The sequence below is a fragment of the Gottfriedia sp. NPDC056225 genome, assembly GCF_042267765.1.
Taxonomy (GTDB): Bacteria; Bacillota; Bacilli; order Bacillales; family Bacillaceae_G; genus Gottfriedia.
Map to the genome: position 1 here is coordinate 49,394 of NZ_JBHJTJ010000005.1, position 22,162 is coordinate 71,555.

The window sequence follows — 22,162 nt, forward strand, 5'->3', positions numbered from 1 at the left end:
CCTCATATATGATAGATAAAAAATTGTGTAATAAATGTAGTAATTGTTCCGAGTAATATACCGAAAAACACATCTGAAGGATAATGTAAGCCAAGATAAATTCGAGAGAAAGCAACGCACAATACTAAAGGGATTAAAATAATTGCTGTAATCGGTAAATAAATCATAATCGGTAACGCAATAGAAATGATTGCCGTTGTATGACCAGAAGGAAAGGAATGATCCTTTAAAGGATTTTTTGGAACAAAAGTACCTTCTAGTTTTAAATATGGTCTTTTACGAGGGTAAAAGCGTTTAAGAAAATGCACAGGAATGTGGCTAATAGTAAGGGTACAACAACATAGAATGGCAGCTTCGTGTAATGCGCCTTTTGAATAAAGGATTAAAATAAATGCTGATGCAATTGTAAAAATAGCTCCACCTAGATGTGTAATATTACTAAAGAAAAAGTTCAAGTAACGCTTATGGAACAATGAATTAACGCGATAAAACAAAAGACATTCGTATGTGTGAATCATTTGAAGAAATGCGTTCATTTTTCATCCTCCATTTAGTGATCGTTGTAACTTCATTATAAAAAGTGTTTATGGATTTAATTAGAAGCTTTTGTAAATGAATAATTTAGATATGTAAATTTTTAATAAATGGATTGGAGTAAGGGGTGCATGGACCTAAGTCTGGTGAATTGGTGAAAATATCCAAAAAATAGAAAAAAGAGAAGAAATAAGATTCTTCTCCTTTTCGTAATTATTTTGAAAGATTTTCTTCTTCTACTTTTTTATAGTATTGACCTTTTTCAATGTATTCTCTGCGAATACGATCCATATCGACAATGTCTTCTTCTGTTAATTCGCGAACTACTTTTGCAGGTCTACCAAAAGCTAAAGTGTTAGGAGGTATTACTTTTCCACCTGGAACTAAGCTACCTGCACCAATCATTGCGCCTTCGCCAATTTCAGCACCGTCTAAAACGATTGAGCCCATTCCAATCAATGCATTTTTTTTAACTGTACAGCTATGTAATATAACACTATGTCCAATAGTTACGCCATCTTCAAGTATTAGAGGGCATTTTGGACTTTGGTGAAGAACAGATAGGTCTTGAACGTTTACATCATTCCCGATAATTGTATCATTTACGTCGCCACGAATTACTGCTCCAAAAAATACACTACTATTTGCTCCAATTGTGACAGAACCGGTAACAGTTGCAGTTGAAGCGATAAAAGCTGATGGTTCGATTTTGGGTTGAATCCCTTTGTATGGTAATATCATACTATACCGTTGCCAAGCATATAAAAATCTAATTGATTTTGTTTATATAAAACTTCCTTAGCAACGAAGTTCACCTCCATAATATATACTTCAATATGAGTATAACTTATTTTAACGATATGTAATTAAAGAAAATAGGGAGGAGTGAAAAAATGTCACTACCTAAAAATCCGATCCAATTAATGCCAAAAGTTTATAAATCAGTCTTTCCTCTTGTGCACCAAGAATTAGACTACTGGAGAGATTTTGCAACGAATATCCCAGATCCAGAACTAAGAAAACAAGCGTTAATGAGTATCGATACAAAAACATTTCATTGTGAAGGTGGTGCAATTTTAGCATTACTTTCTGAAAAAAATCTAAAACCAGTCATTGAGTTTATCGTTGCGTACCAAACAATTAGTGATTACTTAGACAATCTATGTGACCGTAGTACTTCACTGGATCCAGTTGATTTTGAAGCATTGCATGAGTCGATGATTGATGCGGTGAAATGTCAAAAATCTGATCAATTATATTATCGCTATAGAGAAGAGCAAGATGATGGTGGCTATCTTAAAGCACTAGTTGCAAAATGTCATAGTAGTTTAAAGCAATCTAAGCATTACGATGGAATTAAAGATTATTTAGTTCAACTTGCTGATTACTATTGTAAATTACAAATACATAAGCACGTCAAACTAGAAGAGCGAGTTCCTAGATTAACGAATTGGTTTGAAAAATACCAGCCAGGGCTTTCTGATTTAGAATGGTATGAATTCTCTGCTTGTGCAGGTTCAACTTTAGGCATCTTTTGTTTAGTGTCCTATTCGTTTAATGAATCAATCTCCAAGAATTTATTTGAACAAGTATATAAGAGCTATTTTCCATATGTTCAGGGCCTTCATATATTACTAGATTATGTAATTGATCAAAAGGAAGACGAAGAAGGCGGAGACTTAAATTTTTGCAGTTATTATCCATCTAAAGAGGTTATGTTAAAGCGAATTGAGTATTTTTCAACTAAAAGTAATCAAGCATTAAAGGATTTAAAAGACTATCGTTTTCATAGAATGATTTGTCAAGGATTACTCGGAATTTACTTAGCTGATAAAAAAATGGCAGGTCCAGATGAAATGAAAAGGATTAGACGAGGGATTGTTAAGAACGGTGGATTAACGTCATTCTTTTTCTACGGAAATGCTAAGTTATATTTTAAATTAAAAGAATTAAAAGCGAGTAGCAAAAGAGTAAAGGCATCGGTTTAAATGAATGTTTCATTAGTTAACAAAAAGTAATGTTAAATATACAAAAAAAGCCTTAGCTTCATTTTCGAGAGCAAAGGCTTTTTTTGAGGTTATTACCTAGTATTTATATCTGTTCTTTAACAATTTTTTCTTCTAACATATCTTCTTCATCTGATTTTGTAGATAAAACTTCTTTTTTCAAAAACCAAGTTAAGACAAAGGCAATGATCGCAATGATAAATGAGTACATGTAAATATGCTGGAATGATTCAATGAATAATGTTTTAATTTGTGTTAATAGTTCAGTTGGTAAGCCGTGAGGAACACCAGCACCAGCTAAACCTTTCATATTTGAAGCCATGCTTTCAGGAAGTTTATCACCTAAACTTTGTAATTTGGATATAAGTGTCGATGATAGTAAATTACCAAAGAGACTTACCCCGACTGTAGCACCAATTGTTTGGAATAATGGAACAGTCGAAAGAGCAATCCCTTTATTTTCTTTTTCAACAGACTCCTGAACAATGAGATTATCTCCCCCAAATAATACTCCTAACCCAAGACCTGTAATGAAAAAGAAGATAATTATTTGAATAATAGTTGTATGAATACTCATATGAGAAAACAGGTAGAATCCGATGATCGGCATAATAAATGCAATACCAAATAGTTCTCGGTAGCGCACTTTTGTTAGTAGAAATCCACTGATCATAGCTGACCCAACAGCTCCTACCATCATTGGTAATGTCAAGTAGCCTGCCTGCGTTGGAGTAAGTCCTAGCACGTTTTGTGCAAAATATGGGAAGGAAGAAAAAGATCCCATTAAGCCGATTCCAACTGTAAAGACAATTAAAGATAATACAAGTATGTTACGGTTTTTAAACAAGTGCAGTGGAACAATTGGTTCTTTTACTTTCGACTCGACCAAAATAAAAACGCCAATTAAAACGGCTCCTAAACAAAGAAGACCAATAATTAATGGGGACCCCCAAGTGTAACCATTATTTTCAACAAGAACTGGTGTGATTAACAAAGAGACAATTGTAGCAACTAATAAAAATGCCCCTCCCCAATCAATAACGACTTGTTTCTTCATCGTTGTTTCACGTAATCCACTTGCAAGAAGAAGTGCAGCTATAATACCAACAGGGATATTAACAAAGAAAATCCAATGCCAATTTACTTGATCTACGAAATATCCTCCCATTAATGGTCCTAATAGCATAGGAATAAACATGATTGGTCCCATAAATCCTTGGACTTTTGCACGCTGCTCAACTGGAAATAAATCACTTGAAATGGTCATAGCAAGCGGCATTAAGCCTCCCGCACCTAAACCTTGAATTCCGCGCCCAATAAGGAGAAGTGTCATTGAATGTGAAAACCCACAGACAATCGAGCCACCTATGAAAAAGGCCATACTCATTAAATATATTTTTTTGCGCCCCATTAAATCTGCTAATTTCCCCAATATTGGCATGAATGCAGACATGGTTAACATATACACACCTCCGACCCAACCATACATGGCTAATCCGCCTAAATCACGGATAATTGTCGGCATTGCTGTATTAACAACTGTTTCATCCAGCTCGGAAAAAATCAGTCCAATTATTAAACCCATCATCACCAGTATTTTACTGCTCTTATTAGCTAAAACTGGTTCTTTATATTTTGAAATGCTTTCCATCTCTATCTAAATCCTTTCAACATTTGATAAGCGAATTATATAAACTGATTATGAACAAAATATGAATTTTGAAATGGAAATTTTTAAAAGTTTTCTTTCTAATGAATCACGCCAAAAAAAAAAAGCAATTGTATCGGAACTATACAAACTGCTTTCATTTATTTATTCTTTTTTCTTTACGATCTTGTGGCTCAGGACGTTGAAACTTTATTATTTTCTGTAAAAAATAACTTCATTAGTGGTGGGGTTACAATGGTTGTGATGAGCACAACTATAACAAGAATCGCAAACATTTCTTTAGTTAACAGATTATTTGCTAAACCTGTTGATGCCATAATAAGTGCGACTTCCCCTCGCGATACCATAGCTGAACCGATTCCTAATGAATTTTTAGTTGGAAATCCAGCAAGTTTTGCGCCCAATGCTCCACCAATTAGTTTAGTTAAAAGGGCAATCATACTTAATATGATGATAGTTGGAATTGAATGACTTAATCCTGTAAATTGAACTGATACACCAATTAATGTGAAAAAGACAGGTACAAATATAGAGTATGCAATTGTTTCGACCTTTTCAAAAACTTCTTGCTTAAACTTAGTAACGGAAATCGAAATGCCCGCGATATAAGCACCAATTATTGCAGCAATACCAGTTTTGTCTGCGAAGGCTGAGAATAGGAAACAAATGATTAAAGCAGCAGAGATTAATGTTTCTGAAACATTTAGTTTAATAAATTTTTTTAGGAACCATGGTACAATTTTCCAACCAATTAAGATGGCAAATGTAAAAAATATAAACTTATTAAATAGAAGAATTGGTAGGCTAACTGCACTCCCGCTGAAACTCATGACAAACGCTAATGCAATAATGACAACAATATCGTCGATTACGGCGGCACCTAAAATTGTTGCTCCTTCTTTAGTCTTTAGTTTTCCTATTTCTTTTAGTGTGGCAACTGAAATACTTACACTAGTTGCAGAAAGAATCAGTCCTAAAAAAATAGCTTCAAATTGGCTTAAATTAATAGCTATTCCATAAAGATAACCTGAAAATAAAGGGAATATTATACCTAGAAATCCTACAAAAGAAGAGGCTTTACCAGTTCTTTTAAATTCATTAATATCAGTTTCTAAACCAGCAATGAACATGAGTAGAATAACGCCAATTTCACTCATTTCATGCAATGTTTCGGTTTCTGTAATAATACCAAGAACAGCTGGACCAAGGATGATCCCTATTAACAGCTTACCTAGTACTGCAGGTTGACCAAGTTTAGTACTTAAATCCCCAAAAATTTTAGAGGCAATCAAAATAATCGCCAGTTGCACATAAAGCATATTTCCATCTCCCATCTGATCGCATAAAAAAAGAACCTGCCACAATAGGGTATGTAAATAAAGTACATACTAATCCCTATAGTGACAGGCTCCTCCAAACGATGCATTTAATTACTATAAGTATAAACCGAAATTAAATACGAAAACAAGCTAAAGTAAGTAAATGGTACCAATTTAAGTAGAAACTTAGTTTAATAGAATCAATAAAATAAGCGAGATAAAATAAGTAAAGTGTAGGAGTATAAATGAAATTGCGCTTTTAATTTTTCGAAAGCTTAACATATATTTCAAAACGAAATTATGTAGAAAAATTAAAATCATACTCCCAAAGAAACCGTAAAAATAGCCATAAATTACCCACAGTGTCATCTGATTTACTTGCGAAGATTCCGTATGAAATCCTCTAAATAATGAAATTAGATAAAAAACTGACCAGTAATTGATTATAGCGATTAATCCTATTAATAATAATACCCAATTCGAATTCCGTACAATGAATTGAAATGTATTGCGAAATATTTTATTTAAATTGTTTAGATTTGTAGTCAACTCCTCACGCCCCTGAGTTGGATGATATCTTTCTACTACTTTGTGGTTTGTCTAAACACATTTTTTCTTTACATAATATTCAGTTGTTGTCTTTAATAAGCCGTAAATAGATAATTATTAATAATTTTTTGTTAATAGAGCTTAGATCCTTCATAAATTTTATGTTTAGCATAAAAAACTTGATGAAACTTTTAATAAAGAGATGGTTTCGAGGAGGGAATAGTGCATAAAAGTGCAGTTAAAAAAGGTGCCATATAAGTATCTAGACTTAAATGGCACCCTAATATAATTTTTAATTAGTTAGCTGGTTTAATTTGAGTAAATAAATCTTGATGAACTCTCTTCATTTCTTCAAAGAATTGCTCACGTTTAATATTATTATTATCTAATATATCCTTAAACGAATTTGTTTTACCTTTTTGAGCGATGATATTTTCTAATGGTTTATTTGAAAGTTTTGATACAACTGCTATAAAAATTAATTTTTTCATCTCTAGTTTATTTTGCTCAACTGCTTTATTAATATTAGCTTCAGGTTGTTTTAAATAATTAGAAACATATTTAACAACCTCTTTTTTGTGTTTTTCTAACATTTTATTTGCTTTTTTATCGTGGTGATGGTGGTGTCTATGGTGTTCACCATCATTTGTTGTAGCATCATGGTCATGTTGTGGATGAACATAATAATTTGCTGCCTCAATTTTTTGGGCATTTACAGAAAGTGTACTAAGTGCGAAAACACTAACTACTGCACCTGCAAAAATAGCTTTTTTCATTTTCAAAACTCCTTTTCTTTTTGATTTTTTTATGATTACCAATTATTTAAGAAAAATTTACCATTAATGAAAATTTATTGAAATCTTAATCAAATTTTAATGTTTTTAGCATGGAGTATGAACTGTTTTTGCTGTGGTTAGTAATTTTGCAATAAAAAAAACTGTCCAAAGTTAGACAGTTTTTTAACCTCTTTTTTCGATTGCTAATATGAAAGGGGGATTATTTGCTTGATTTAAAAAACGATAAGTTAAAACATGAGCGAGGTCTTGTGGGATGTTTTGAGCAAAGTTCATCAATGCATCTTTTTCAATATCTCCACCTTCATGACCGTGATAAATGACAACTACAACAATTCCTTCAGGTGCCATTATTTCAATCAATTGTTCAATTGCTGAAATTGTTGACGCGGGTACTGTTACGATCTTTTTATCACTGCCAGGTAAGTAGCCAAGATTAAAAATTGCACCTTTTAACTTGCCGTGTAATGAAACTGGAATTACATCTTTTACATCCGCGTGACTTCTTTGTACAAGTGTAACTTGCTTGCTTACATTTTCATTGGCTATTCTTTCAGTTGTCTTTTGGATCGCTACATCTTGAATATCGAATCCATATACGTGTCCATTTTCGCCAACTATTTTTGCTAAAAAAACGGTATCATGACCATTGCCAACGGTAGCATCAACGGTAATATCGCCTTCTTTTAAGGCTGACTGTAGGAGTTTTCTAGCATACGGTAAAATACGCTCTAGAATCATGTTAATTGTACTCGATTTTTTGCAAATTTACCTTGCCAGCTATTTCTACGTTCGAACTCTCGATCAATTGCATTCAATACTTCCCATTTTTTTAGGCTCCACATAGGTCCAATTAGTAAGTCCGGTGGACCGTCACCTGTTATACGATGAACAATTACATCGCTAGGAATGATTTCAAGCTGATCAACTACTAAGTTAATATAAGCATCAAAATCCATGAATTCAACAAGTCCTTTTTCATACTGCTTCATCATAGCAGTACCTTTTAGAAGGTGGAGTAAATGAATTTTAATTCCTTGAATATCAAGTTTAGCAACTTCCATTGCAGTTTCCATCATCATTTCCGGTGTTTCAAGAGGCAACCCGTTAATTATATGTGAACAAATACGAATATTGTGCTTTCTTAGTTTTTCAACGCCTTCTACATAAGTTTTATAATCATGTGCACGATTAATAATATTTGCAGTTTTCTCATGAACAGTCTGTAACCCTAATTCAACCCATAAGTAAGTTCGCTTATTTAAATCCGCAAGATATTCTACTACATCATCCGGTAAGCAATCTGGTCTTGTTGCAATTGATAAACCAACAACACCTTCTTGCTCTAAAATAGGCTCGAATTTTTGCTTTAATACTTCTACTGGTGCATGTGTATTTGTATAGGCTTGAAAATAACCTAAGTACTTTCCGTTTTGCCATTTCTCATGCATTTTATCTTTTATTTTGTGAAACTGAGTTACAACATCCTCAGCACGGTCGCCAGCAAAATCACCTGAACCAGAAGCGCTACAAAAAGTACATCCTCCAAACGCAACTGTACCATCTCGATTAGGACAATCAAATCCAGCATCAATTGAAACTTTAAAAACTTTCCCGCCGAATTCTTGTCTTAAGTGGTAATTCCACGAATGATATCTTTTATGATCTATTGTATATGGAAAAGGATTGTTTTTCGTCATTCCTCATCCCTCCCTTAATTTAAGTCACTATTCTCGATTTTATCATGCAATATAAAGAAAACCAAATGGAAAAACCTTTCTTATTTGTAAAGAAATAAAAGTACTTTCAGGTGGAGGTTCGGAAATACTATCCTTGAGGTAGCCTACATATCGGATACTTCATTAAAGTCTGAAGGAGGTATTTTCTTGGGAATAACAGATCGCGCATTCGGACAAGACCAAGTACAAAAAGCAAAAGAGGCGTATGATTACGCAGTCGCACAATTAGAAATTGGTATGAGACAAGAGCATTATAATGATATTGAATATTCACAAGCGCAAGCTGGGATTGAAGAAGCACTTTTGGAACTAGAAAAAGTTGCAAATCTTGCAAATGCTGAAAATAAAGATGAGTTCTATCGCTTACGCCGACAATTAACACAATTACAACATCAAATGATTATTACTCCGCACTAAAGGAGATCGAAAATATGCAAGAATACGTTCAAGAATATGCAATCCTTGGGAGGAAACCAATAGTGGTAAAAAAGAAATCAAAAAGTAATAATCCTGAACAAACAACAAAGAACAAAACAAATACAGAATTCTCGAATGACCTTTCAGCAGTAGATCAAGTAAAAATAAACAACGCTAAAAAAGGTCAACCACAGAGATCCCAGCAGGGCTAAGAGAGTATTAGAAGGTAAAGGGAATAGGACGAGTAAGAAAAGAGAGGGTGTGCCAAAATTGGTGCATCTTTCTTTTTTAAATAGGTTTTTTTAGTGCATTTCCTATAATTTCTTTGCTATTTTCTTTTACCAATTTCTACACTTGAAGCATGCCTCTTGAAACTAGGTAGATTCTCCTCTACAATTAATGAGTTAACGAGATAAAAATAGATAAAAAGGGACAGCTTTGAGGGGAGTAAGGGATGCCAAAAAAACTATGGTTTTTGTTAATCGGTATGATTTTAAATGTAACAGGTAATTCTTTCTTATGGCCATTCAATACAGTATATATCCATACGTATTTAGGAAAGTCCTTGTCTGTTGCAGGGCTTATTTTAATGTTTAATTCATTGGCTGGTGTATTTGGAAATATGCTCGGTGGCTGGCTATTTGATAAATTTGGGGGATATAGGTCAATCCTAACTGGTATTAGTATTACATTTTTGTCAATCTTAGGTTTGGTTATTAATCATTCTTGGACATTTTATAGTTGTTTCTTTGTAGTATTAGGGTTTGGAATCGGAATTGTATTTCCTTCAATGTACGCGATGGTTGGAGCAGCATGGCCAGAAGGTGGTCGTAAAGCTTTTAATGCAATCTATGTAGCTCAAAATCTTGGTGTTGCGATTGGGACGGCTTTAGGTGGAATTGTTGCAGACTTTAATATTAATTATATTTTCTCCGCTAATTTGCTATTATATATTGTTTTCTTTCTAGTCGCTCTATTTGGATTTAGAGATATTGGAGTTCCTAAAGTCGTAAATGAAATCCAAGTTGATCAGTCCAAAAAACAAAGATTTTCATTTACTCCTTCAATGAAGGCTTTAATGATTGTTTGTTGTGCGTACGTATTATGTTGGTTAGTTTATGTTCAATGGCAAACTACTATTGCTTCTGAAATGCAAAACCTCCACATAGGATTAAAAAAATATAGTCTATTATGGACTATAAATGGTGCGCTTATTGTATTAGCTCAACCAATTATTTCAAGTACTATTCGTAAATATAAGTTAAGTATGAGAAAGCAAATGCTATTTGGGATTGGATTCTTTATTGCATCAACGATTTTTGTGAGCACAGCTCAGCAGTTCTCAATGTTTATGACTGGTATGATTATTTTAACAATTGGGGAAATGTTTGTTTGGCCAGCGGTTCCAACAATCGCTAACATGCTTGCACCAAAAGATCGTGTTGGAATGTACCAAGGGATTGTGAATAGCGCAGCGACTGTAGGGAGAATGTTAGGACCTGTAATAGGTGGAGCAGTTGTTGATACATTTAATATGAGAGTATTATTTATTGTATTAGTTGTCTTTTTAGGTATTAGTATGATTTTCTCTGTTCTTTATGAAAGACAAGCAAAAAAGGTAGTAAAAGTTGAAAATCAAACTTTGGCTTCTTAAAAATAGGCGATGTATAATTGACCTTTTTCTTTGGTTATAATAAAATGGTATAAATTAAATCTAAATGATCGGCAATGATTGGGAATAGTAGTGAATGTGAAGAGGTTTAGAGAGTTGACGGCTGGTGAAAGTCAATCCATTCTATTCATGAACTCGCCCATAAGCCACATTTGTGAACGGTTATTACCAAGTAATAAATGTCGTGTTCCACGTTACGGAAACAGGTGAATGTATTTTTACATTAATTTGGGTGGTACCGCGGGAAATCCTCTCGTCCCTTTTGGGATGGGGGGATTTTTTTATTTTTTAAAGCGCGAGCCACAGCCGAGCCATTTATATGAAATAAGGAGGCTATAATATGAGTTTTAATCATCGTTCTATTGAACAAAAATGGCAATCGTATTGGTTAGAAAATAAAACGTTTAAAACAACTGACGATACAAGCAAGCCGAAATTTTATGCACTTGATATGTTCCCTTATCCATCTGGAGCGGGATTACATGTTGGTCACCCTGAAGGTTATACAGCTACAGATATCCTTTCAAGAATGAAAAGAATGCAAGGCTATAATGTACTTCATCCAATGGGTTGGGATGCGTTTGGTCTACCTGCAGAACAATATGCTTTAGATACAGGTAATGATCCAGCTGAGTTTACTGAAAAGAATATTAATACGTTCCGTAACCAAATTCAGGCACTAGGATTCTCATATGATTGGGATCGTGAAATTAATACTACTGATCCTGACTATTACAAATGGACTCAATGGATTTTCCTAAGAATGGTTGAAAAAGGATTAGCTTATGTTGATGAAATTCCAGTTAACTGGTGCCCAGCACTTGGTACAGTTTTAGCTAACGAAGAAGTAATCAATGGAAAAAGTGAGCGTGGGGGACATCCGGTTGAGCGTCGTCCAATGAAACAATGGATCTTAAAAATCACAGCATATGCTGACCGTTTATTAGAAGATCTAGAAGAATTAGATTGGCCTGAAAGCTTAAAAGAAATGCAACGTAACTGGATTGGACGTTCTGAAGGTGCTGAAGTTTACTTTAATGTTGATGGATTCGATGAAAAGGTAACTGTATTTACAACTCGTCCTGATACATTATTTGGTGCAACTTATGTTGTATTAGCTCCAGAACATGATTTAGTAAGTAAAATTACTACTGCTGATCAAAAAGAATCTGTTGAAGCATATATCGATTCAGTTAAATCGAAAAGTGATTTAGAGCGTACTGATTTAGCGAAAGATAAATCAGGTGTTTTCACAGGAGCTTATGCAGTTAATCCTGTAAATAACGAAAAACTTCCAATTTGGATTGCTGATTACGTACTTGCAAGTTATGGAACTGGTGCAGTTATGGCAGTACCCGGACATGACGAGCGCGATCACGAATTCGCAGTTAAATTTAAATTACCAATCGTTGAAGTTGTTGAAGGTGGAGACGTTCAAAAAGAAGCTTACGCTGGCGATGGCAAACATGTTAACTCTGATTTCTTAAATGGATTAAATAAAGAAGAAGCACTTACAAAAGTGATCGAGTGGTTAGATTCTTCAAAAGCAGGGGAGAAAAAAGTTACTTATCGTCTACGTGATTGGTTATTCTCTCGTCAAAGATATTGGGGAGAACCGATTCCAGTAATTTTCTGGGAAGATGGTACGATGACAGTTGTTCCTGATGAAGAGCTACCATTAATTCTTCCGAAAACTGAAGACATCCGTCCAAGTGGTACTGGTGAGTCACCATTAGCAAATATTGCTGATTGGGTTAATGTAGTAGATCCAGTAACAGGTAAAAAAGGAAGACGTGAAACAAATACAATGCCACAATGGGGCGGAAGCTGCTGGTATTACTTACGTTATATTGATCCAACTAATAACGAAGCAATCGCAGATACAGAATTACTAAAGCATTGGCTACCAGTTGATGTATATATTGGTGGAGCAGAGCATGCAGTTCTTCACTTACTTTACGCTCGTTTCTGGCATAAATTCCTTTACGATTTAGGAGTAGTTCCTACTAAAGAGCCATTCCAAAAACTTTTCAACCAAGGAATGATCTTAGGGGAAAATAATGAAAAAATGTCTAAGTCAAAAGGGAATGTTGTAAATCCTGATGATATCGTAGCGAGCCATGGTGCCGATACTTTACGCTTATACGAAATGTTCATGGGCCCATTAGATGCATCAATCGCTTGGTCAGAAAATGGATTAGACGGTTCTCGTCGTTTCTTAGACCGAGTATGGCGTTTGTTTATCACGGATAACGAAGAGCTATCAGATAAAATTGTTGAAGGTGTTACTTCAAGCAGTCTTGATAAAACATACCACCAAACAGTGAAAAAAGTAACAGAGGACTTTGAAGGTCTACGCTTTAATACTGCTATTTCACAAATGATGGTGTTTATCAATGAAGCATATAAAGCTGATCAATTACCAAAAGAAATGGTTGAAGGTTTCGCTAAACTATTAGCACCAGTAGCTCCGCATATTGGTGAAGAACTTTGGAGTAAATTAGGTCATAGCGATTCAATTTCATATGCTACATGGCCAGCATACGATGAAGCTAAGCTTGTAGAAGATGAGATTGAAATCGTAGTACAAATTAACGGTAAAGTAAAAGCAAAATTACTTGTAGCCAAAGATGCTTCTCGTGAGCAAATGGAGCAAATTGCATTATCAGACGATGCAGTTAAGGAACAAGTTGAAGGAAAAACTGTTCGTAAAATTATTGCTGTACCAGGTAAATTAGTTAATATTGTTGCTAACTAAATAAACAAAATGTGAGGGTCCCGAAAGTATAACTTTCTATAGGGACCCTCTTTTTTCGTAGGCAAAAATTGAAAAGCTACTTTGTAATAAAAGTAGAGCATCGTAAACCAAGGGGAGAAACGGAATTAAAATTAGGAAATCGCAATTGAATCCAGCATAATTGCAAATAACGATAATACTGTCTCAAATGATGCGAAATAAGATTAAAATTAGCTATTTATCAATAAAATAGATTGATAAGTTAGGCTTCAAGTGAAAAACTCTGTTAAGATACCCCTTACAATTAGGTATTCCAGAAGCATTTGCGATCTGTAAGAAGGGTTTGAAAAAAGTCTTGCAAATTACGCCTTTTCTACAGGATTTTCCAATTAGACGTACTTTTTGCATAGATCTTAATTAGTTGTTAAGATGTTGCTATATAGAGAGGATGTGCAATTATGAATTCAATTACAGCAAATGAAGTTAAAGAGCGTTTAGACGCAGGTGAAACGCTATTTTTAGTTGATGTACGTGAGGATTATGAGGTTGAGTACGGTAAAATTCCGGAAGCAGTACATATTCCAATGGGGCAAATTCCTAATAAATTAGATGTCTTTAATAAAGAGTTTGAATACATTTTCATTTGTAAGGCAGGCGTTCGTAGTGAGAATGTTTGTGAGTATTTAAATGAGCTAGGTTATAAGGCGATTAATATGGAAGGCGGTATGATGGCCTGGGAAGGCGAAGTAGAATAAATAATTTTTTTACTTTGTCTACTGCACTAAAAACCAACGATTTCGTTGGTTTTTTTTTTTGTCATGATTAAATGGGCTAATGTTTTTTTGAGTTAGGTATATTAACCATGTAGTTGTGACATATATTAAAGTAGAACCTCATATATTTTTTCATTGAGGCCTTGCTTGTTAGAAAGGAGGGGGTTGATTTGCCTAAAACATTGAAAATTGATATTACTGATAAAGTAATAGGTAAATTTAAAGATGGGCATATGGAATTGTATTCATCAAAGTATTTAATAGGTAAGTTTTTCTTTAAAGATTTAAACCAATCTTTTCAATTGGCAGATGGTTATGTTGAAGAGGATGGACGATTTTATTTATTAGTGAATTTGCAACACGAACAATCGAGTGCTCGCCTTTGACCTTAAATTAGGGACGGTGGATTTGTGCCAAAGAAAAATATATTAGACGAAAAGCATAAGAAAAATTTAGAAAAACAGTTGGATCGCTTTTTGAATAGGGGCATGATCATTCGTTTTAGAAATAACAGTTTTGTATTTAATAAGTTTATTAATAAACAAATCTTATGCTTTTCTATATGGAATGAAAATAGGACCTAGCGAAAAAAAGTATTCGTTCGGTCCTTTGTTTATATTAGAAATTTGTTTTTGAATACTCGGCAGCTGAAGCTCCTGCTAGTCTACCCGTTACAAACGCAGCAGTAATGTTGTATCCACCAGTATATCCATGTACATCTAGAATTTCGCCACAAAAATATAGGCCGTTCATTATTTTTGATGACATTTCTTTTGGATGTATTTCCTTTGTAGAGACTCCTCCGCCTGTGACGAATGCTTTCTCAATTGAAAGAGTTCCGTTTACTGCAAATGTAAAGCTCTTAAAGGATTGGACAAGCTCTCTTAATTTTATAGCGGCAATTTCATTACAAGGAGTGGCTTCATCAATACCGCATTTTGATAGTAAAAATAATAAATATCTTTCTGGAACAAATCCTTTTAGTACATTTTTAATGGATTTTTTAGGTTCCTCTTTTAGGATATAGTTCATTTCTTGAAATAGTGTTTCTTCATTTTGGTCAGGGAAACAATCAATAGCCATCATGACATTTTTTGTTTTAAATTTTTGTTGGACTTTATATACAAATTGGCTACATCTTAAAGCAGCAGGGCCAGAAATTCCAAAATGAGTAAATAGCATGTCCATTTTATGTGCTATAACTTTTTTCCCTTTTGGGTTCAGTACACTTAATTCTATATCTCTTAAAGCAAGACCTTGTAATGATTTATTTTGAATAAAGTCTTCGCTTGAAGTGATCGGTACTTCTGTTGGAAATAGCTCTGTAATTGTATGCCCAGCTTTTCTTGCCCATGCATAACCGTCGCCTGTTGAACCTGTATGAGGTACAGACTTTCCGCCAACTGCAAGAACAACACTTTTGGTGTGTATAACAGTTTGGTCATCAAGTAAGATGCCTACTACTTTTCCTTCTTCATAGAGTACTTCTTTAACTTTTCGATTAATTTGTATATCGACATGATGTTTTTTTAGTTTTTGAATTAATGCATTTAATACTGATTTTGAATCATTCGAAACAGGAAACATTCTTCCGTGATCTTCTTCTTTTAAAGCGACCCCCATCTTTTCGAAAAACTGTATGATATCCTCGTTATTATAAATAGAGAATGCGCTATATAAAAAACGGCCATTTCCAGGTATATGTTTAATAACTTCTTCTACTGGTAATCGATTCGTTACATTACAGCGTCCACCACCTGAAATAAGTAGTTTTTGCCCTAATTTATTTCCTTTTTCAAGTAAAAGTACTTTAGCTTTGTTTTCAGCAGCGCTAATTGCAGCCATCAGACCAGAAGTTCCGCCACCTATTACTATTACATCATAATTCATTATTTCACTACTTTCGTTAATTTTTGTATCTATTATTATATGAGCAAGAGAAATCTAAAAGGTTATAATATCCATGTTTTGATTTTCCTGTATATCTTTATTTTCCTGCTTTATCTGTTTTTAAATTTTAACATTATTTCATGTAAGCTCCAACTTGTTACTAATTTTTAATTTTTTCTTTTTATATGATATGGTAAGATAGATTAGTTGGTTTGATCGAAATAGTAGGAGGCAGTTTATGTCAGATTCAAAATTGCTAAGAGGTACCTTCATATTAACTGCTGGTACATTTTTAATAAAATTTCTCGGAATGATTTATACATTCCCTTTTTATGCGTTAGTTGGTTCAAAGGGGTCTGCATTATATAATTATGGTTACGTTCCATATACATTATTTATCAGTATAGCTACTGCAGGTGTTCCGTTAGCTGTAGCAAAGTTCGTTTCAAAATACAATGCAATCGAAGAATATGAAACAAGTAGGAGGCTGTTCCACGCAAGTCAGTTGCTCCTAATTTGTACAGGTATTCTGTCATTTTTAACACTGTATATTATTGCACCTTATATAGCACCGCTTATGATTCCAAAGGATTCGAAAGGTAATAGTGTAGAAGATGTAGTATCAGTTATGCGAATAGTTAGTACTGCATTAATTTTAGTACCTTCTCAAAGTTTATATAGGGGTTTTTTCCAGGGACATCAATCAACAGGTCCAACTACTGTTTCTCAGTTAATTGAACAAATTGTTCGTATTGTATTTACTTTAGTTGGAAGTTATTTAATCCTAAAAGTATTTGGTGGAACAATTACTCAAGCAGTTGGTTTATCAACATTTGCAGCTACGATCGGTGCTGTAGGTGGAATTTTAAACTTACTTTGGTATTGGAAAAAACGAAAAGTACATTTAGATGAACTTCTCCCGAAATCAAAAGGATTAATTTATCCGACTAAAATAGTAATGTTTAAAGAATTATTTTCATATTCAATTCCGTATGTATTTGTTGGACTTGCAATCCCGTTATATCAATTAGTTGATCAATTTACTTACAATAGGGCAATGGAAGCCATTGGATTAAAAGATATTGCAGAGAATACTTATGTAATGTTTTCATACACGAGTCACAAACTAGTTATGATTCCAGTTTCACTAGCAACAGCATTCGGTTTAACACTTGTACCTGCAATCACTGAAGCATTCGTAAATAACAATCATAAAAAACTACAAAGTCAAATTACCCAGACCTACCAGGTTGTGTTTTTCTTAACTCTCCCTGCTGTAGTAGGTATTTCGGTATTGGCTGAACCAATTTATAGTGCTTTTTATCAAAAAAGTACACTTGGTGGAAGTATTTTAGGTTTTTATGCGCCAGTAGCTTTACTTTACTCACTTTTCACAGTAAATGTGGCAATATTACAAGGTTTAGATAAACAAAAATATGCGATTATTGGTTTAGTTGGCGGAGTAATAATAAAAATAGTGTTGAATGTACCACTAATTTATGCATTTGAGACATATGGTGCAGTATTAGCGACAGCATTAGGCTATTTATTTTCAATCGTATATAATTTCTATTATATCCGTAAACACGCTAATTTCTCATTCAATAGAGTGTTTAGACGAATATTCTTTATGATTATTTTATCATTATTAATGGCTGCAGCAGTTTTTGGCGTTGAATATTTATTAGGCTTCTTTTGGACTTATAAAGATGGTCGAATTATTTCAATGTTCCTAATTATCATCGGTGCAGTGATCGGAGCGGTAGTTTATCTAGGAGTTGCATATAAATTTAATTTATTTGAAATTATATTAGGTACTCGCTTGCAGAATCGTTTTAAGTTCGGAAAAAGAGGATAAAACATATGGTGAACCGTCTTTTAGGAGTGGTTCACCTTTTTTACACATTAAGAAAGAAAAAATACCGGCAGATGAATAGTAATAGGTGCATCAAAGCTTTCATCGTTACAAAAGTCTTGCCAATCGGTGGGTTTTCTTTAATTTTTAATTAGAAAGAAAAGGTGTTAGTTAATGAGAATTGATAAAATTTTATCCAATATGGGATATGGAAGTAGGAAAGAAGTTAAATCTTTACTAAAACAAGGTGTTGTAAAAGTAGGGGACAATATTGTCAAAAGCCCAAAAGAGCATGTAGATATTGAACAACAAGTAGTAACGGTAAACGGTGAAGTAGTAGAGTATAAAGAATTTGTGTATTTAATGATGAACAAGCCTCCAGGTGTTATATCTGCTACAGAAGATTCAGAACATGAAACAGTTATCGGATTATTAGAATATGAAGATATAATTTTCGAACCATTCCCAGTTGGTCGTTTAGATAAGGATACAGAAGGTTTGTTATTAATAACGAATGATGGTCATTTGGCGCATCAATTACTTTCTCCCAAAAAACATGTACCAAAGAAGTATTACGCAACGATTGATGGAATTGTAACGGAAGACGACATTAAAGCATTTGAAAAAGGTGTAACTTTAGAAGATGGTTATTTGACGAAACCAGGTTATTTAACAATTCTTAAATCTGGAGCGGAATCAGAAATAGAATTAGTTATTATGGAAGGTAAGTTCCATCAAGTAAAAAGAATGTTTGAAGCAGTCGGAAAGACAGTTACTTATTTAAAAAGACTTGAGATGGGTCCTTTAAAATTAGATGAGGATTTAGAGTTAGGTGAATATAGAGAATTAACTGATGAAGAGATCGACATGTTAAAGTCTGTTAACGAAGAAAAATAATAGATGTAGGGAATGTGAGCTTTGATTTTTACAATTCCTAAATTTGTGCATATGAATTAATGTAATGAAGACGAGAGCCAAAAGAAAAACAAAAACCCTTGATAAGACGTCAGACAAGACATCATGGGTTTTTGTTTTTCTTTTTAAGAAGAAGCTTTTACTTTTTTCCCTGTTACGGCCCATTTTCCCCTACTTGGACTATAAACTAGATTATTAAACTCTAAAATGTTTAAATCTCGTTGGATTGTTCTAGGTGTTATACCAAACTCCTCCACTAGGTCTTTTGTAGAAACGGTGCCATTTTCACTAATATACATGTAAATGGCTTTAATTCGAGTCAGCATTCGAGAAGTTCCAGAATTCAAAAAACCACTCCTTTACCTACCGCATTGTTTCATAACAGGTTAGTTAAGTATTTTACTAGAAAGCTTATATTTTCATTTTACTCTTTTTCGGTAGTTTCATAACGAAATTTATGAAAATAATACAAAAATTTAATGAAAATTTGCGCAAACGTAATCATTTTGCAAGTTTAAGGTAATATATTCTACAAAGAGTGTCATATTCCTTCTTTTTTCGTTCCATTTATGAATAAATTATGTTTAAATTTTAAAAGATGTTAAACTATTTATATTAAAGGAGGTATTTCTATGACACAAATTAATTGGATGGAAGAAGTATTAAAACGTAAAGAAGACTACCTTAAGCAAACGATGGAGCTTCTGAATATTGAAAGTGTATATGATGAGTCAACAATTTCAAAAGAAGCACCGATGGGCAAAGGGATTAATGAAGCACTTACATACATGTTAAATTTAGGTGAAAAAGACGGTTTTATTCCAAAAAATGTTGATGGATTTGCTGGCCACTTAGAAATGGGAAGCGGTGAAGAATTAGTAGGTATTCTTTGTCACTTAGATGTAGTACCTGCTGGTGATGGCTGGTCTCATGATCCATTTGATGCAATTATTAAAGATGGAAATATTTATGCACGAGGTGCAATTGACGATAAAGGTCCTACAATGGCTGCATATTATGCGATGAAGATTGTAAAAGAATTAGGGCTGCCTATTAATAAACGTGTACGAATGATCCTTGGAACAGATGAAGAAAGTCAATGGCGTTGTGTAGATCATTACTTTGAAAATGAAGAAATGCCTACGATGGGCTTTGCTCCAGATGCAGATTTCCCGATTATTTACGCTGAAAAGGGAATATTAGATATTAACTTCAACCAAGTACAATTAACTGAAGATAATGAGAGTGAGTATAAATTAGTGTCATTCTCTTCAGGTAGAAGAGTAAACATGGTACCTGATCATGCAAAAGCAATCGTTTCAGGACCAAGCTTTGATCAAGAAGCTTTTACAAAACACATTAGTGAATTAGGTTGTAAAGCTCAAATATCTGAAGAAAACGGCAAACAAGTTTTAGTTGTAGAAGGCGTATCAGTTCATGGTATGGAGCCAGATAAAGGTAAAAATGCTGGTATTGCATTAGCAAGCTTCTTAAACCAATTTGGTTTTAATGTAAATGCTGATCGTTTCTTAAACTTTATCGTTGAAAACTTCAAAGGTGATTCTCGTGGTAAAAACATGGGTGTTGCGTTTAATGATGATATTACTGGAGATTTAACAATTAATTTAGGGATCATGCAATACGAAGAAAATAAAGGTGGTACATTTGGGTTAACTTTACGTTACCCAGTGACAACTGATATAGACTTTGTTATTTCAACACTTACTGAACGTGGAAATAAGTTTAGCTTTGAGTATAATGAAATTAAAAATTCAACCCCTCACCATGTACCTAAGGATCATCCTTTAATTCAAACTTTACAAAAAGTATATGAAGAGCAAACAGGTGAAGAAGCGACATTATTAACAATCGGTGGAGGCACATATGCACGCTCATTAAGTGCAGGCGTAGCTTTCGGACCGTTATTCTTAGGTAAACCAGAAGTAGCTCATCAAAAAGATGAATATGCTGAAATTGATGATTTATTAAAAGCGATTGCAATTTATGCTCAGGCGATTGCTGAATTAGTTAAATAAAATAGTAAAAATAAGGGGAGAAAATTTCCTCCCCTTTTTTATGTAGGTTTTTAGGAGTTGAAGATTATTTTGAACACATTACAAGCACGTAAAAATAGTATCTTACTAATTTTTAAGGGCTATTATTTTTGTTTATTTTTTGCAATAGGATCACTAGGACCGTTACTTTCATCTTACTTTAAAAATGTGTTGGATTTGTCAACTTCACAAATTGGTATCTTAATGTCGCTTACGCCGATCGTTGCAATTTTTTCACAGCCTCTATGGGGAATGCTTAGTGACATGACGCTAAATCCTAAAAAAATGTTGCTTATAGCGCAAGTCTCCACAATTGTAATTGCACTTTTCTATTCTACAATCACTTCGTATGGCATGCTTTTATTTGTTGTCGTCTTGTTATCAATGACACAAAGTGCTTTAATTCCTCTTTCAGATAGTATTGCACTGAATTATGTCCAAAAAATTGGTGGGAATTACGGAGCTATTCGATTATATGGCTCAATTGGATTTGCTATTGCTGTATTAGTTTCGGGAAGATTAGCTGAGTTATTTGGTTTAGCAATTATATTTTTCATATTTGCATTTTGTGTTTTAGTTGGTTTAGGCATTTCAATCTTTATTCCAAATGCTACGACCATTAGTAAAAGGGAGCCAATCTTAAAGGGTGTCCCAATTTTGCTATCTAATAAAAGATTTTTGCTATTTTTAATTTGTGCCTTTTTAGTTTTTGGACCAATTAGTGCAAATAATACTTACTTCGGTTTATATATTCAATCCTTAGGTGGAACATTAACAGGTGTTGGTATTGCTTTTCTAATTTCTGCAGGAAGCGAAGCGCCGTTTTTACAAGTAGCTAAACGATTAATTAATCGTTTTGGGATATATAATATATTAATTGCAACTGCTTTAGTATCGGCTTTCAGATGGTATTTTTATTTTACCAATCCTCCGATGCCTATCTTATTTTTATCTTGTCTTACACAAGGATTATCAGTTGGATTATTTATTCCTGCGGCTCTCCAATTTGTAAGAGAACAAGCACCAGATTCTTTAAAGGCAACAGCCGTTACGATTTATTCTGGTTTAGGCTTAGGAATGGGAGAATGGTTCTGTACTTTTGTAAGTGGGTTTATATCAGAGGCATTTTCAATTAAAGCAATTTATATTTTATTTGGAACGCTTAGTGTAGTTGCAGTTGGTATCATGCAATACTTAAAAAAGGATTCAAATATTAATCATAAAAAGGAGATTGCATGA

At 33.7% G+C, this 22,162-nt stretch carries 20 protein-coding genes and 1 other annotated feature; of the genes, 11 read left to right on the top strand and 9 right to left on the bottom strand.

Translation table 11 applies throughout. The annotated features are described in order from the left end of the window. Positions 1 to 2: 2 nt before the first annotated feature. Positions 3 to 536: a phosphatase PAP2 family protein gene (locus ACFCYN_RS05690; RefSeq protein WP_098119554.1), complete on the bottom strand. Its 534-nt coding sequence runs from the start codon at positions 534 to 536 to the stop codon at positions 3 to 5. A gap of 211 nt (positions 537 to 747) precedes the next feature. Continuing rightward, complete coding sequence (locus ACFCYN_RS05695) at positions 748 to 1,275, bottom strand: gamma carbonic anhydrase (RefSeq protein ID WP_098119553.1); 528 nt, start codon at positions 1,273 to 1,275, stop codon at positions 748 to 750. Between the two features lie 152 nt (positions 1,276 to 1,427). On the opposite strand from ACFCYN_RS05695, the gene ACFCYN_RS05700 reads away from it, so the two are divergent. After that, positions 1,428 to 2,522 carry a tetraprenyl-beta-curcumene synthase family protein gene (locus ACFCYN_RS05700; RefSeq protein ID WP_375948079.1) on the top strand — a complete coding sequence of 365 codons (1,095 nt, stop codon included), beginning with the start codon at positions 1,428 to 1,430 and terminating at the stop codon, positions 2,520 to 2,522. A gap of 103 nt (positions 2,523 to 2,625) precedes the next feature. On the opposite strand, the gene ACFCYN_RS05705 is transcribed toward ACFCYN_RS05700, so the two are convergent. The 5 genes from ACFCYN_RS05705 to mnmL form a co-directional block, all read right to left on the bottom strand. After that, entirely contained in the window at positions 2,626 to 4,191 is a 1,566-nt protein-coding gene (locus ACFCYN_RS05705) for an MDR family MFS transporter (protein WP_375948081.1), read from the bottom strand. 191 nt (positions 4,192 to 4,382) lie between these two features. Continuing rightward, the gene (locus ACFCYN_RS05710; RefSeq protein ID WP_172447138.1) at positions 4,383 to 5,528 is read right to left on the bottom strand and encodes a cation:proton antiporter; all 1,146 of its coding nucleotides are present in this window, start codon (positions 5,526 to 5,528) and stop codon (positions 4,383 to 4,385) included. 845 nt (positions 5,529 to 6,373) lie between these two features. Next, on the bottom strand, positions 6,374 to 6,853 hold the full coding sequence (locus tag ACFCYN_RS05715; protein ID WP_172447139.1) for a hypothetical protein: 480 nt from the start codon (positions 6,851 to 6,853) through the stop codon (positions 6,374 to 6,376). A gap of 183 nt (positions 6,854 to 7,036) precedes the next feature. Further along, entirely contained in the window at positions 7,037 to 7,612 is a 576-nt protein-coding gene (mnmM, locus tag ACFCYN_RS05720) for a tRNA 5-(aminomethyl)-2-thiouridylate-methyltransferase MnmM (protein WP_172447140.1), read from the bottom strand. Further along, positions 7,609 to 8,571, bottom strand: a complete 963-nt coding sequence (gene mnmL / locus ACFCYN_RS05725) for a tRNA modification radical SAM protein MnmL/YtqA (protein ID WP_098170626.1) — start codon at positions 8,569 to 8,571, stop codon at positions 7,609 to 7,611. The genes mnmM and mnmL overlap by 4 nt, the downstream gene beginning before the upstream one ends. Before the next feature lie 186 nt (positions 8,572 to 8,757). On the opposite strand from mnmL, the gene ACFCYN_RS05730 reads away from it, so the two are divergent. The 6 genes from ACFCYN_RS05730 to ACFCYN_RS05755 all read left to right on the top strand — a co-directional run bounded on the left by ACFCYN_RS05730 (position 8,758) and on the right by ACFCYN_RS05755 (position 14,595). Continuing rightward, positions 8,758 to 9,027, top strand: coding sequence for a DUF2524 family protein (locus ACFCYN_RS05730; RefSeq protein WP_216853998.1), 270 nt, complete (start codon positions 8,758 to 8,760; stop codon positions 9,025 to 9,027). Between the two features lie 14 nt (positions 9,028 to 9,041). Then, the gene (locus tag ACFCYN_RS05735) at positions 9,042 to 9,239 is read left to right on the top strand and encodes a glycogen biosynthesis protein GlgD (RefSeq protein WP_172447141.1); all 198 of its coding nucleotides are present in this window, start codon (positions 9,042 to 9,044) and stop codon (positions 9,237 to 9,239) included. A gap of 242 nt (positions 9,240 to 9,481) precedes the next feature. Next, positions 9,482 to 10,681, top strand: a complete 1,200-nt coding sequence (locus tag ACFCYN_RS05740) for an MDR family MFS transporter (RefSeq protein ID WP_172447142.1) — start codon at positions 9,482 to 9,484, stop codon at positions 10,679 to 10,681. Between the two features lie 65 nt (positions 10,682 to 10,746). Continuing rightward, positions 10,747 to 10,963 (top strand) — a binding site (T-box leader). 76 nt (positions 10,964 to 11,039) lie between these two features. Then, a complete protein-coding gene (leuS, locus tag ACFCYN_RS05745) occupies positions 11,040 to 13,457 on the top strand; it encodes a leucine--tRNA ligase (protein WP_375948083.1) in 2,418 nt (805 codons plus the stop codon). 437 nt (positions 13,458 to 13,894) lie between these two features. Further along, positions 13,895 to 14,191, top strand: coding sequence for a rhodanese-like domain-containing protein (locus ACFCYN_RS05750; RefSeq protein WP_375948085.1), 297 nt, complete (start codon positions 13,895 to 13,897; stop codon positions 14,189 to 14,191). Positions 14,192 to 14,379: 188 nt separating this feature from the next. After that, positions 14,380 to 14,595 carry a DUF2553 family protein gene (locus ACFCYN_RS05755; protein WP_172447145.1) on the top strand — a complete coding sequence of 72 codons (216 nt, stop codon included), beginning with the start codon at positions 14,380 to 14,382 and terminating at the stop codon, positions 14,593 to 14,595. Positions 14,596 to 14,827: 232 nt separating this feature from the next. Here ACFCYN_RS05755 and ACFCYN_RS05760 read toward each other — a convergent pair whose 3' ends face one another. Further along, complete coding sequence (locus tag ACFCYN_RS05760) at positions 14,828 to 16,099, bottom strand: BaiN/RdsA family NAD(P)/FAD-dependent oxidoreductase (protein WP_375948087.1); 1,272 nt, start codon at positions 16,097 to 16,099, stop codon at positions 14,828 to 14,830. Positions 16,100 to 16,337: 238 nt separating this feature from the next. On the opposite strand from ACFCYN_RS05760, the gene ACFCYN_RS05765 reads away from it, so the two are divergent. Beyond that, positions 16,338 to 17,957: a putative polysaccharide biosynthesis protein gene (locus ACFCYN_RS05765; RefSeq protein WP_375948089.1), complete on the top strand. Its 1,620-nt coding sequence runs from the start codon at positions 16,338 to 16,340 to the stop codon at positions 17,955 to 17,957. Positions 17,958 to 18,128: 171 nt separating this feature from the next. Then, positions 18,129 to 18,851, top strand: coding sequence for a pseudouridine synthase (locus ACFCYN_RS05770; RefSeq protein WP_375948091.1), 723 nt, complete (start codon positions 18,129 to 18,131; stop codon positions 18,849 to 18,851). A 143-nt stretch (positions 18,852 to 18,994) separates the two neighbouring features. Here ACFCYN_RS05770 and ACFCYN_RS05775 read toward each other — a convergent pair whose 3' ends face one another. Next, positions 18,995 to 19,195 (bottom strand): DeoR family transcriptional regulator, encoded by a 201-nt coding sequence (locus ACFCYN_RS05775; protein WP_056473526.1) that lies wholly within the window; start codon positions 19,193 to 19,195, stop codon positions 18,995 to 18,997. A gap of 306 nt (positions 19,196 to 19,501) precedes the next feature. Here ACFCYN_RS05775 and pepV point away from each other — a divergent pair, with 306 nt between their 5' ends. Continuing rightward, positions 19,502 to 20,905, top strand: a complete 1,404-nt coding sequence (gene pepV, locus ACFCYN_RS05780; protein WP_375948093.1) for a dipeptidase PepV — start codon at positions 19,502 to 19,504, stop codon at positions 20,903 to 20,905. 69 nt (positions 20,906 to 20,974) lie between these two features. Then, entirely contained in the window at positions 20,975 to 22,162 is a 1,188-nt protein-coding gene (locus ACFCYN_RS05785; protein ID WP_172447150.1) for an MFS transporter, read from the top strand.

Bases quoted from the DNA above. Each gene is read 5' to 3' on its own strand.
- ACFCYN_RS05735 (WP_172447141.1), top strand. From the start codon at position 9,042: ATGCAAGAATACGTTCAAGAATATGCAATCCTTGGGAGGAAACCAATA.
- mnmM (WP_172447140.1), bottom strand. From the start codon at position 7,612: ATGATTCTAGAGCGTATTTTACCGTATGCTAGAAAACTCCTACAGTCA.
- ACFCYN_RS05710 (WP_172447138.1), bottom strand. From the start codon at position 5,528: ATGCTTTATGTGCAACTGGCGATTATTTTGATTGCCTCTAAAATTTTT.
- ACFCYN_RS05750 (WP_375948085.1), top strand. From the start codon at position 13,895: ATGAATTCAATTACAGCAAATGAAGTTAAAGAGCGTTTAGACGCAGGT.
- pepV (WP_375948093.1), top strand. From the start codon at position 19,502: ATGACACAAATTAATTGGATGGAAGAAGTATTAAAACGTAAAGAAGAC.
- ACFCYN_RS05695 (WP_098119553.1), bottom strand. From the start codon at position 1,275: ATGATATTACCATACAAAGGGATTCAACCCAAAATCGAACCATCAGCT.
- mnmL (WP_098170626.1), bottom strand. From the start codon at position 8,571: ATGACGAAAAACAATCCTTTTCCATATACAATAGATCATAAAAGATAT.
- ACFCYN_RS05740 (WP_172447142.1), top strand. From the start codon at position 9,482: ATGCCAAAAAAACTATGGTTTTTGTTAATCGGTATGATTTTAAATGTA.
- ACFCYN_RS05705 (WP_375948081.1), bottom strand. From the start codon at position 4,191: ATGGAAAGCATTTCAAAATATAAAGAACCAGTTTTAGCTAATAAGAGC.
- ACFCYN_RS05770 (WP_375948091.1), top strand. From the start codon at position 18,129: ATGAGAATTGATAAAATTTTATCCAATATGGGATATGGAAGTAGGAAA.
- leuS (WP_375948083.1), top strand. From the start codon at position 11,040: ATGAGTTTTAATCATCGTTCTATTGAACAAAAATGGCAATCGTATTGG.
- ACFCYN_RS05700 (WP_375948079.1), top strand. From the start codon at position 1,428: ATGTCACTACCTAAAAATCCGATCCAATTAATGCCAAAAGTTTATAAA.
- ACFCYN_RS05690 (WP_098119554.1), bottom strand. From the start codon at position 536: ATGAACGCATTTCTTCAAATGATTCACACATACGAATGTCTTTTGTTT.
- ACFCYN_RS05775 (WP_056473526.1), bottom strand. From the start codon at position 19,195: ATGCTGACTCGAATTAAAGCCATTTACATGTATATTAGTGAAAATGGC.
- ACFCYN_RS05765 (WP_375948089.1), top strand. From the start codon at position 16,338: ATGTCAGATTCAAAATTGCTAAGAGGTACCTTCATATTAACTGCTGGT.
- ACFCYN_RS05715 (WP_172447139.1), bottom strand. From the start codon at position 6,853: ATGAAAAAAGCTATTTTTGCAGGTGCAGTAGTTAGTGTTTTCGCACTT.
- ACFCYN_RS05760 (WP_375948087.1), bottom strand. From the start codon at position 16,099: ATGAATTATGATGTAATAGTAATAGGTGGCGGAACTTCTGGTCTGATG.